Source organism: Mycolicibacillus trivialis, assembly GCF_002102395.1.
Lineage (GTDB): Bacteria > Actinomycetota > Actinomycetes > Mycobacteriales > Mycobacteriaceae > Mycobacterium > Mycobacterium triviale.
This window is the reverse complement of the sequence record NZ_LQPZ01000012.1, coordinates 21,667-33,707: the sequence shown is the minus strand read 5'-3', so window position 1 is coordinate 33,707 and position 12,041 is coordinate 21,667. Positions and strand designations below refer to the sequence as shown.

Annotated in this window: 5 protein-coding genes; 1 reads left to right on the top strand and 4 read right to left on the bottom strand. The window is 71.9% G+C overall.

Features of this window, described 5'->3' with window-relative positions; all coding sequences use genetic code 11:
- Nucleotides 1–18 precede the first annotated feature (18 nt).
- Nucleotides 19–246 carry a DUF3618 domain-containing protein gene (locus AWC30_RS03450; RefSeq protein ID WP_085108959.1) on the bottom strand — a complete coding sequence of 76 codons (228 nt, stop codon included), beginning with the start codon at nt 244–246 and terminating at the stop codon, nt 19–21.
- A gap of 105 nt (nt 247–351) precedes the next feature.
- On the opposite strand from AWC30_RS03450, the gene bcp reads away from it, so the two are divergent.
- Nucleotides 352–825: a thioredoxin-dependent thiol peroxidase gene (gene bcp / locus AWC30_RS03445; RefSeq protein WP_085108958.1), complete on the top strand. Its 474-nt coding sequence runs from the start codon at nt 352–354 to the stop codon at nt 823–825.
- Here the strand turns inward: bcp and AWC30_RS03440 are convergent, their stop codons facing one another.
- From AWC30_RS03440 to AWC30_RS03430, 3 genes are read right to left on the bottom strand one after another with little or no spacing between them, the layout of a single operon-like run.
- The gene (locus AWC30_RS03440) at nt 826–2,157 is read right to left on the bottom strand and encodes a dipeptidase (protein ID WP_085108801.1); all 1,332 of its coding nucleotides are present in this window, start codon (nt 2,155–2,157) and stop codon (nt 826–828) included. It lies immediately after the preceding gene.
- A gap of 33 nt (nt 2,158–2,190) precedes the next feature.
- Nucleotides 2,191–2,583, bottom strand: coding sequence for a holo-ACP synthase AcpS (gene acpS / locus AWC30_RS03435; protein ID WP_085108799.1), 393 nt, complete (start codon nt 2,581–2,583; stop codon nt 2,191–2,193).
- Nucleotides 2,584–2,635: 52 nt separating this feature from the next.
- Nucleotides 2,636–11,869 carry a type I polyketide synthase gene (locus AWC30_RS03430; protein ID WP_085108797.1) on the bottom strand — a complete coding sequence of 3,078 codons (9,234 nt, stop codon included), beginning with the start codon at nt 11,867–11,869 and terminating at the stop codon, nt 2,636–2,638.
- Between the last annotated feature and the right edge of the window lie 172 nt (nt 11,870–12,041).

Below are 12,041 nucleotides of genomic sequence, written 5' to 3'. Positions count from 1 at the left end.
GGCGCGTCGCCCCGGCGATCAGCGGTTGCGGATCTTGCGGATGACCAGCACGATCGTGAGCGCGCCGACACCGACCAGCGAGATCGTCACGGCGGGGGTTTTGACCAGCCGGACCGCTTTGGCCTTCGCATCGTCGGCCAGGCGACGGGGATTGGTCCGTTCCGCGAGCAGGTCGACCGTGGACGCCAGCTGATCGCGAGCGCGGTCGATATCCTGTTTGATGGCGTCGGGGTCACGGTCCGCCACGGTCACCTCCGCTTGCTCCGCTTGATGGACGGTCCGCCCTACCCTAGAACAGCCGGCGCCGATTGCGGCGCTGTGGGCGACCCCGATGAGCAGAAAGGCCCCGACTTGACCGAAACCGTGCGGTTGCAGCCCGGCGATACCGCGCCCGCGTTCAGCCTTCCCGATGCCGACGGCCGCAGTGTGTCGCTGAGCGACTACCGGGGCCGGAAGGTCATCGTGTACTTCTATCCCGCCGCGTCGACACCGGGTTGCACCAAACAGGCCTGCGACTTCCGGGACAGTCTCGGCGAGCTCAACGAGGCCGGCCTCGATGTCATCGGGATCTCACCGGATAAGCCGGCCAAGCTGGCCAAGTTCCGCGATGCCGAGAAGCTGACGTTCCCGCTGTTGTCCGACCCGGACAAGGCGGTGCTGGCCGCCTGGGGTGCGTTCGGTGAGAAGAAGATGTACGGCAAGACCGTGCAGGGGGTGATCCGCTCCACGTTCGTGGTCGACGAGGACGGCCGGATCGCTGTCGCGCAGTACAACGTTCGGGCCACCGGGCACGTAGCCAAACTGCGCCGAGACCTATCCGTATAGCTAAACCGCGCCCAGACGCTCCAGCAGCAGCGCCTCGGCGACCGCAGCGCGCTCCAGCACCCCCAGGTGCAGGCTCTCGTTGACGCTGTGTGCCTGGGTCGCGGGGTCTTCCACCCCGGTCACCAGGATCGTGGCGTCCGGGAAGGCCGCGGCGAACTCGGCGATGAACGGGATCGAGCCGCCCATCCCCATGTCGACCGGTTCGGCGCCCCAGGCCTGGGCGAACGCGGCGCGCGCGGCGTCGTAGACCGGTCCGGTGGCATCGACCGCATAGGGCTGGCCGACGTCGCCGGGGGTGACGGTCAGCTGTGCACCCCACGGGACGTGTTGCTCCAGATGGCTTTTCAGGGCATCCAGGTGAGCTTGGGCGTCACCTCCGGGGGCGACCCGCAGGCTGATCTTGGCCCGCGCCCGCGGGATCAGCGTGTTCGACGATTCCGCAACGCCGGTGGTGTCGATGCCGATGACGGTGATCGCCGGTTTGTTCCACAGCCGGTGCGGCACCGAGCCGGTACCGATCTCGGCCACCCCGTCCAGCAGGCCGGTGTCGGCCCGCACCCGCTCGGTCGGGTAGTCGACCACCGGAGCGTCGCCTTCGTGCAGCCCGGCGACGGCCACGTTGCCGTCGTCGTCGTGCAGGCCGGCCAGCAACCGCACCAGCACGCTCAGCGCATCGGGCACCACCCCGCCCCACAGCCCGGAGTGCAGCCCGTGATCGAGGGTGGCGACCTCCACCACGCAGTCGACCAGGCCACGCAGCGAGACGGTCAGCGCCGGCACGTCGACACTCCAGTTGTCGGAGTCGGCGAGCACGATGACGTCGGCGGTGAGCGCCTCACGGTGCGCCGCGAGCAACGCGGGCAGCGACGGCGACCCGGATTCCTCCTCGCCCTCGACGAAGACGGTGACGCCCACCGGTGGCCGGCCGCCGTGGGCGCGGAAAGCCGCCAGGTGGACGGCGATGCCGGCCTTGTCGTCGGCGGTGCCGCGGCCGTAGAGCCGCCCGTCGCGTTCGGTCGGCTCGAACGGCGGGGAGCGCCACCCGGCGCGGTCGCCTTCGGGTTGCACGTCGTGGTGGGCGTACAGCAGCACCGTCGGCGCACCCGGCGGGGCGGGGTGCCGGGCGATCACCGCGGGAGCTCCCCCTTCGGCGACCACCTGCACGTCAGGAAAACCCGCGTCGCTCAACAGATCTGCGACCGCGCGGGCGCTGCGGTGCACTTCGGGCCTGCGGTCCGGGTCGGCCCACACCGATTCGATGCGCACCAGTGCCTCCAGGTCGGAGCGCACCGACGGCAGGACCGCGCGGACCGCGGCGACCAGATCGCTCATCGGTTCAGGCTAGGCGCCGCCCGGCCGCCCCGGTCAGGAGGTCTCCAGGATCGCCACGGCCGCGGCGGTGTCGTCCTCGTGGGTGAGCGAGACGTGGATGGTGACGTCGGCCAGGTGCCGGGCGATCTCACCGGAGAGCCGCACCCGCGGGCGGCCCCACATGTCGGTGACCACCTCGATGTCGCGGTGGATGCCCTCGGGCAGCACCGGTCGTTGCGCGAACCGCGACCCCGACCAGGCTTTGATCACCGCCTCCTTCGCCGCCCAGCGGGCCGCCAGATGCCGTGCCGCCGAGGAACTCTTGTCCGAGGCGTCGCGGCGCTCACCGGGGGTGAACGTCTCGGCGAACACGGTGCCCGGCTGGTCGACCTGGTCGGCGAAGTCCGGGATGTTGACCAGGTCGATACCGACTCCGACGATGCTCATACCGCGGCTCTCCCTGCCGGGCGGTCACGTTCGGCGCTCATAGCCGGTAACGCTAGCGGATGTAGACGTCGCCATCGCCGAGCCGGGCGGCGGCGTTGATCAACATCGCGGCCTCCTGCGGCTTCTCGGCGACCTCCTTGTCGAAACGCCGGTTGCCCGGACGCTCGTAGAGGGTCGGCCCGCCGGCGATCGCCGACGCCAGCCGTCGCTGCCCGGCCACCACCCGGGCCTCGGCCCGCTGCAGGTAGTCGCGACGCTGCGCGGGGTCCAGCGCGGCCACGAACGCCTGCGGGTGGACCAGCGCGACCAGACCCGACACGTGTCCGAAGCCCAGGCTGGTGACCAGCCCCGCCTTCAGCGGGAGCTTGTCGCCCAGCCGCAGGGTGTCGCGCACCCAGACGAAGTGTTCGGAACTGGCCAGCTCGTCGTCCACGCAGTCCAGGCTGCGGTTCGGCGGGATCACCCCGTCACGCAGGATCTGGCACAGGCCCATGATCTGGAAGACCGCGGCGCCGCCCTTGGCGTGCCCGGTGAGGGTCTTCTGGCTGATCACGAACAGCGGTGCGCCCTCCGAGCGGCCCAACGCGTCGGCGAGCCGCTCATGCAGCTCGGTCTCGTTGGGGTCGTTGGCCAACGTCGAGGTGTCGTGCTTGGAGACCACCGCGATGTCGTCGGCACCCACCTTCAGCTTGGCCAGCGACCGGGCCAGCAGCGAATCGCGCCCGCCGCGCCCGGCGGCCAGCGCGCCCAGCCCCGGCGCCGGGATCGAGGTGTGCACCCCGTCGCCGAAGCTCTGGGCGTAGGCGACCACGGCCAGCACCGGCAGGCCCATCTTGGCGGCCAGGTCACCACGGGCCAGCAGGATCGTCCCGCCGCCCTGCGCCTCGACGAAGCCCAGCCGGCGCCGGTCGTTGGCGCGGGAGAACTTCGCATCGGAGATGCCCTTGGCGCGCATCATCTCGGTGTCGGCGGTGGCCGCCATGTCACCGAAGCCGATGATCGCCTCCAGCGTCAGGTCGTCGAACCCGCCGGTGACCACCAGCTCGGCCTTGCCCAGCCGGATCTTGTCGACACCCTCCTCGACCGAGACCGCCACGGTCGCGCAGGCCGCGACCGGGTGGATCATCGCGCCGTAGGAGCCGATGTAGGACTGCACGACGTGGGCGGCCACGACGTTGGGCAGCACCTCCTGCAGGATGTCGTTGGGCTTGTTCCGGCCCAGCAGGTTGCCGTGGTACATGGTCTGCATCGAGGTCATGCCGCCCATGCCGGTGCCCTGGGTGCTGGCCACCAGCGACGGGTGCACCCAGCGCATCAGCTCGGTCGGGGTGAACCCGGCCGACAGGAACGCATCCACGGTGGCGACGATGTTCCACAGCGCCACCCGGTCGATCGAGGTCGCCATGTCCTGGCTGATCCCCCACACCGTGGGGTCGAAGCCGGTCGGGATCTGGGCGCCGACGGTGCGCGACAGCTTGGTCTTGCGCGGGACCCGGATCTCGGTGCCGGCCTTGCGGGTGACCTGCCAGTCCGACGAGTCCGGCACCGGACGCACCACGGTGTGTTCGGGGTCGAAATCGACGAACGCCCGGGCGTCGGCCTCGCTGGACACCACGAACGTGAAGTCCTTGTCGAGGAAGACGCTGACCAGCAGCGGCGAGGCGTGGTCGGGGTCGATCGCGCCGTCGTCGACGAACTCGCGGATGCCGACCTTGTCCACCACCGCGTCGTGGTAGCGCTCGACCAGCTCCGACTCGTCGACCAGCTCACCGGTGTCGGCGTCGTACCAGCCCGGTGTCGGGTCGTCCTCCCAGTGGATCAGCCCGGTGGTCCAGGCCAGTTCGAGCACCCCGGCGGCCGACAGTTCGTCGTCGACCTCCATCTCGAAACGGGTGCGCGAGGAACCCAGCGGCCCCAGTTCGGCACCGCCGACGATGACCACCAGGTCGGCCGGGTCGACGTCGAGGTCGTCCCAGGCCGGCGGCGGCGCCGGGGTGTGGCCGCGCGGCGGCGAGGGCAGCGCGGCGATGGTGCCCTCGGCCGGCTCGTCGGCGGAGTCGTCGGCGTTGGCCGTCATCTCCTCGCGGGCCTTGGCGGCCAGTTCGGCCATGTCCAGTTCCACCTCGGCGAGACCGCCGGTGAGGTCGGCCTTGATCGGCGCTGCCGCGGCGGCCACCTTGGACTCGACGTCGCAGAGACCGACCAGCATCGCGGCCATCTCGTCGGTGGAGTAGGTGGTCACGCCGGCTTCCTCGACCGCGGTGACGATGGCGTCGTTGTGGCCCATCAGCCCGGTGCCGCGGGTCCAGCCGATCAGCGCGTGCGCCAGGCTGACCCGCTCGGCCCACGACGACTCGGCGTTCCAGCGGGACACCACCGCGTCGAGGGCCGACTTGGCCTCGCCGTAGGCGCCGTCACCGCCGAACATGCCGCGGTTGGGCGAGCCGGGCAGCACCACGTGCAGCCGCGACGCGATGTCGCGTTCGGCGCCGATCTTCGACAGGCCACCGATAAGCCGCTGCACGGCCCACAGCAGCACCTTCATCTCCATCTCCGACCGTGACCCGGCCTCGGAGAGGTCACCGGCCACCCGCGGCGCGGCGAACGGGAACAGCAGCGTGGGGGTCTGCGCGTCCTTCAGGTGGATCGACGCCGGCCCCAGGTTCTCCACCTGCTCGCTGCCGACCCAGTCGATCAGCGCGTCGATGTCGCTGTAGGAGGCCATGTTCGCCGGCACCACCCACAGGGTGGCCCCGAACCGGGCGTGGTCGCGGTACAGGTTGCGGTAGAACGCCAACCGCTCGTCGTCGAGACGCGAGGTGGTGGCGATGACGGTGGCACCGCCGTCGAGCAGCCGACCGGCCACCGACGCGGCGATCGACCCCTTCGAGGCGCCGGTCACGACCGCCACCTCGGCGCTGTGGACACCGCGGCCCGGGTTCTCCGCCCCGGCGGCGATCCGGCCGTACAGCGCGGCGTGCGCCTGCCGCCCGGCCGCCAGCGCCTTGCCCTGCCACCAGGTGGCCTGGGTGGCCACGGTGTGGCCGGCACCCTCGAAACGCTCGGCGAACCGCGCCCAGTCGGCGTCGATCTCGCCGTCGTCGGCGAGCCACAGCTTGACCAAGTCCTCGCGGGCGCTGGCCCAGCGGTCGTCGAAGACGACGGCCTTGCGCCCGTCGAACACCGGCGCCACCAGCCGCGGCCAATCCGCCCCCAACTCGGCGGAGACCAGGTCGATCAGCTCAGCGTCGGTGGCCGCCTGCGGCGCGCTGACCGGCTGGTCGAATCCCAGCTGGTCGAGCACGTGCCGGGCCGCGGAGGCCAGCACCCCGTCGCGTCCGGTGATCTGTTCGGTGAACTCACCCAGCGCCGCGGCGTCCACGGTGGCGCCGCCGCCACCGCCGGCCGACGGCAGGCTGACCGCGACGCCGTGGCGTGCCGCGACCGCGCTGACCGCCGCGTCGACGGCCTTGTCCACCGCGGCCGCGTCGGCCAGTGCGCCGTCGTGCAGGCCGCCGAGGTCACCGCCGCGCACACTGCTGCCCTCGCGGGTGCCCAGCGCCACCTCGACGGTGACGTGCTTGACCCAGCCGTCACCGAGCTCCCAGGTCTTCTTGACCCGCTCGGCGATCGCGGCGGGCCGCTTGCCGGACGGCCCGAGCACGGTGCGCAACTGGTCGTTGATCGCGTCGGAGAGCACCGGGCCGAACGGCTTGTAGGTGCGGGCCAGCTTGGTGACCTGGCTGCGCAGGCCGGCCAGGTCGGCCTCGGCCGCGCCATCGATGGCGCCCAGGTTCAGCTCCGAACCGAGGTCCACCAGCAGCTGGTTGCGGCGCGAGGACGCCCCGTCGGTGATCGACTCGATGGAGTCCAGCGGCTCGATCTGGTCCAGCCGCATCTTGGCGCTCAGCGCGATCAATGCCAGGGTGGCGTCGGCCGCGTCGAAGCTCAGGTCGTCCGGACGCGGGCCGCCCGAGGGGGCGGCCGGCGCGACCGGGGCGGCCGGGGCGGCCTCCGCCGGCGCCGCCTCCGCGGCGGGCTCGGCGGCGGCGTCGAGCTCCAGGTCGTCCTCCGGCTCGGGGTCGGTGTCGGTGGCGAAGAGCACCCCGGCGTCCCGCTCGCAGTTGAGCACCTCGACGGTGCTGTGGGCGTATTCGGGCAGCTTCAAGGTGTTGGTGGCCAGCCCGGCCACCGTCGGGGCGGTCTTCACCCCGATCTCGACGAACCGCTCCACCCCGAGACCACCGGCGGCCTCCTCGATGAACAGCAGGTCCTGGGTCTCGATCCAGCGCACCGGGCTGGCGAACTGCCAGGCCAGCAACTCGATGACCACCTTGCGGCACAGCTCGCGCGGCTTCTCGTTACGCCAGGTGTCGTAGTCCGCCAGGATCTCGTCGAGCGGCTCGGCGGGCACCAGGTCGCGGATCTCCTGGATGAACTCGCGGTCCAACGAGAACGGCTTGGGCACCAGGTTGGGGATGTAGCGCCCGATGATCAGGTTCGGGTCCTGGTCCCGCGGCATCACCCGCTCCAGCGAACGCCGGAAGTCGTCGACGCCCACCCGCAGCACCTTGGAGTGGAACGGCACGTCGATGCCCGGCACCATGATGAACGACCGGCGTCCACCGGTGCGCTCCCGGCGCCGCTCGACCTCGGCCTCCAACTCCTCGAGACCGCGCACGGTGCCGGCGATCGCGTACTGCGAACCGCGCAGGTTGAAGTTCACGATCTGCAGGAATTCGCCGGTGCGTTCGGCGATCTCGGCGACGAAGTCGGTGACGTCGGCGTCGTCGAGGTCGATCTGTGACGGCCGGATCGCGGCGAGCCGGTAGTTGGAGCGGCCCAGCGCGTCGCGCGGCACGATGTCGTGCATCTTCGACCCGCGGTGGAACACCACCTCCAGCAGCGCTTCCAGCTCGTAGACACCCGACACGCAGGCCAGCGCGGTGTATTCACCGACCGAGTGCCCGCAGGCGATGGCGTCCTCGACGAAGGCGCCCTGCTCCCGCATCTCGGCGACCTGGGCGGCGGCCACGGTGGCCATCGCCACCTGGGTGAACTGGGTGAGGTACAGCACGCCTTCGGGGTGCTGGTAGTGCACCCCGGAGGCGATCAGCGAGGTCGGGTTGTCGCGCACGACGTGCAGCACCGAGAAGCCGAGGGTCTCGCGGGTGAACTTGTCCGCGGAGTCCCACACCTTGCGGGCCGCCTTGGAGCGGGCGCGGACCTCCATGCCCATCCCCTTGTGCTGGATGCCCTGCCCGGGGAAGGCGTAGACGGTCTTGGGCGCGGCCAGGCGGGCGGTCGCCGCCATCACCAGTTCCGAACCGATGCGCGCGGCGACCTCGACGACCTCGGCGCCCTGGTCGATGCCGACCCGCTCGACGCGGAAGTCGACCTCGTCGCCGGGCTTGACCATGCCCAGGAATCGGGCGGTCCAGCCGACCAGCCGGGCCGGCGGGCGGGCCTGTCCGTCGGTGGCGGTCACCGCGTGCTGCGCGGCCGCCGACAGCCACATGCCGTGCACGATCGGCGCGTCCAGCCCGGCCAGCAGGGCGGCGGCCCGGTCGGTGTGGATCGGGTTGTGGTCCCCGGAGACCACCGCGAACGGACGCATGTCGACCGGCGCGGCGACGGTGACGTCGCGGCGGCGGCGACGCGGGGTGTCGGTGGCGTTGTCCGAGACGGCCCCGCCGGCCCGGGCCGGGTCGGTGAGCTCCGCCGGTCCGGTCCGGCCGCGGATCGCGAACCGCTCGGCGAGGGTTGCCACGACGGTGCCGTCGGCGGTGGTCACGGTCACCTCGACCGGGACGACCCGGCCGACCTCGGTGTCGGTGGCCTGTCCGGCGGTGGCGCGGACGGTGAGTTCGGTGGGTTCGCCGGGCAGCGCGGTGTGCAGCCGGGCGGCGTGGTCGAGGTGCACCAGCGACAGCAGGCCCTCGACGACCGGGAACCCGGTGTCGGTGGCGGCCGCGCCGATCGCGGCGAACACCGCGGGCCAGCACCGACCGACCAGCGCGTCGGGCACCGGGGTCAGTCCGGCCGCCAGCGGCGCACCGAACACGGCGGTGACCCCGGTGTGGTCGGCGACCCGCTCGGGGTCCCAGTCGACGGTGACGGTGGCGGTGCCGTCGGCGACCGCGGGCAGCGCGTCGGGCCCGTCGACACCGGCGGCGATGGCCAGCACGGCGCGCATGGCGGTGGCGGCGTCGTCGGTGTGCACCGCCGGGGTGCCGCCCTCCACGGTCACCGGCGACAGGCTCAGCGGGATCTCGATCCAGGTGCCCGACAGCGGCACGCTCAGCACGACCCGGTCGGTCCCGTCGTCGGCGGTCTGCACCTCCAGTCGCGCCCCGGTCGTGGGGTGGGTGGCCGAGCGGTTGTCGCTGCCTTCGCGGATCTGCCACTCGTCGGCGCCGCCGAGCCGGTGCACCGGGTTGGTGACGGTGCGCCCGGCCCACAGCACGTCGGGGGCGTCCAGGGCGACGGCCAGCGGGCCGTCGATGTCGGTGCGGCCGGAGCGGCGGGCGTGCACCGTGCGCGGCTCGCCGTTGGCGGCCAGCAGCTCGTCGACGGCGGCCTGCTCGAAGCGGTCGAGCAGCTCACCGACCGGCTCGTCGACGCGGGTGATGCCGGCCACCGCGGCGGTGCCGGGGATGATGCACACCTGCTCGGCGGTGTAGCGGGCGTCGTGCGCCTGCCACAGCGAGTCGCTGCGCCACCAGCGGCGCACGTCCTTGTCGATGACCGGAACGAAGTTCACCGGCTTGCCCGGGGTCTTGCACAGCTGGGTGAAGAACGGCACGTCGGCGGGGTGCAGAACGACGGTCTCCGCGTCGGGGTAGCGGGCCAGCAGCGTCGCGATCGCGTCGGCGGGGCGCTCCAGCAGCTGTTCGTCGCCGAAGAGCGTCTCGATCGGACCGTGGTCGGCGGGGTTGAGCCGGGCTTCGGCGCGCTGCAGCATCGACCCGAACCGCTCCCGCCAGGTGTCGGCCAGCCAGGGGCTGTCCGGGGAGGCGGTGTCGGCGGTGGAGTCGCCGTCGCCGATCGCCAGTTCCACATAGCGGCGCAGCCATTGCGCGTAGGTCATCTCACCGACGTCGCCGAAGTAGGGCTTGGCGGTGGGGGCCATCGCCGCGATCAGCTCGTCGCGACGGGCCGCGACGGCGTCGCCGTCCCCGGCCACCTCGTCGAGGAGGCGACCGCAGCGGGAGGCGGCGTTGTCGATCTCGTGGATGTCGGCGCCGAGCTGGCTGCGGCTGGAGGCCATACCGCCCTGGGCGCCGCCTGCGCTGATCCACTGGTCGGTGCCTGCGGTCTCGACCAGCATGCGCTTGACCGACGGCGAGGTGGTGGCCTCCTTGGTGGCCATGGCCGCGGTACCGACCAGGATGCCGTCGACCGGCATCGACGGGAACCCGTAGCCCTCCGACCAGCGTCCGGTCAGGTACTCCGCCGCGCGTTCCGGGGTGCCGATGCCGCCGCCGACGCAGACGGTGATGTTGGGCTGGGACCGCAGCTCGGAGTAGGTGGTCAGCAGCAGGTCGTCGAGGTCCTCCCAGGAGTGGTGGCCTCCGGCGCGGCCGCCCTCGACGTGCATGATCACCGGTTTGGTGGGGACCTCGGCGGCGATGCGGATCACCGAGCGGATCTGCTCGACGGTGCCGGGTTTGAACACCACGTGGCTGATGCCGACCTCGTTGAGTTCGTCGATGAGCTCGACGGCCTCTTCCAGGTCGGGGATGCCCGCGCTGACGATGACGCCGTCGATCGGGGCGCCGGAGCCGCGCGCCTTCTGCACCAGCCGCTTGCCGCCGACCTGCAGCTTCCACAGGTAGGGGTCGAGGAACAGGGTGTTGAACTGCACGGTGCGGCCCGGCTCGAGCAGCCCGGTGAGCTCCTCGATGCGGTCGGCGAAGATCTCCTCGGTGACCTGGCCGCCACCGGCCAGCTCCGACCAGTGCCCGGCGTTGGCCGCCGCGGCGACGATCTGGGCGTCGACGGTGGTGGGGGTCATCCCGGCGAGCAGGATCGGCGACCGGCCGGTGAGCCGGGTGAACTTGGTGTCGAGTTTGATCCGGCCGTCGGGCAGGCGCACGGTCGTCGGGGCGTAGCTCGACCACGGCGGCGCCACCTCGGGCACCGCGCCGACGGTGAACAGGTTGCGCTGCCCGCCGCGGGTGGCCACCGGGACCACGCCGATGCCCAGGCCGCGGATCACCGGCGCGGTGAGCCGGGTCAGGATGTCGCCGGGGCCCAGGTCCAGGATCCAGCGGGCGCCGGCGCGGTGCAGTTCGTCGATCTCGTCGACCCAGTCGACTTGGCGGACCAGGATGGCCTCGGTCATCTCCCGGGCCAGCTCCACGTCCAGGCCGACCTGTTCGGCCCAGCGGCCGACCAACTCGATGCCGTCGGCCAGCCGCGGCGAGTGGAACCCGACCTCGACCTGCACCGGCTCGAAGACCGGCGCGAAGACCGCGCCGCCGCGCACCTTGTTCTTCCGGTCGGCGGCTTCCTTCTCGGCGATCTGCTCGCAGTACAGCTCGAACCGGGACAGCTGCTCGGGGGTGCCGGTGATCACCACCGCGCGCCGGCCGTTGCGGATCGACAGCACCGGCGGCAGCACGGTGCGCACGTCCTGCGCGAACTCCTCAAGGAGTTGGAAGATGCGTTCGGGGTCGACGTTGCCGACCGACACCATCGGCGGGCGGTCACCGGAGACGGTGATGCCGCGCCGGCGCGCGACGAGGGTGCCCGCCGCACCGATGAGCTGCGCCAGGGCCAGCAGCTGCACGTCGTTGGCACCGCCGGCCTTCAACGACGCCACGCCCAGCACGCCCTGGGAGTGGCCGGCGACCGCGACCGGCGGGGTGGCGGTCATGTCCAGGCCCTGGCGGGCCAGGGCCCGGGTCGCGGCGATCTGGGTGAGCAGGACGCCGGGCACCGACACCGCGGCGGAGGTGAGGTGGTTCGCCGACGGGGTGGGGTCTTCAGCGGCGAGGGCCCGCACCCAGCTCAGCGGTTCGAAGCCGATCGGGCGGACCACGACGAGTTCGCGGGCGACGGGCTCGAGCAGCAGTTCGGCCTCGCCAGCCAGCGTCGCCAGATCGGTCTCGATCCCGGCCGAGGAGACCAGTTCCTCCAGCGTCTCCAGCCAGGCGCTGCCCTGTCCACCGAACGCCACCGCGTAGGGCTCACCGGCGGTGAGTCGATCAACCAGAGCATGCGTCCCGGCGGAGCTCCCGTCCCGGTCGGTGGACACCCGGTCATGCTCGTTGATCGTCACGTTGCGTCTCTCCCTGCTGCGAAATTCGTGCTGTGTCGGTTCGTCGGTTCTCGTCGTCGGTTCTCATCGCGGCCGCGTCGGTTGCGACGTCCGCTGCGACCGCAAGGATTCCTCGTCGAATCCCCCGTCCGGGCGGCTCCGCGACGCCTCGGCGGGCGGCGGCTGCCACGCG

Excerpts from the sequence above, each read along its gene's own strand:
- acpS (WP_085108799.1), bottom strand. The coding sequence starts at position 2,583 with ATGAGCATCGTCGGAGTCGGTATCGACCTGGTCAACATCCCGGACTTC.
- AWC30_RS03440 (WP_085108801.1), bottom strand. The coding sequence starts at position 2,157 with ATGAGCGATCTGGTCGCCGCGGTCCGCGCGGTCCTGCCGTCGGTGCGC.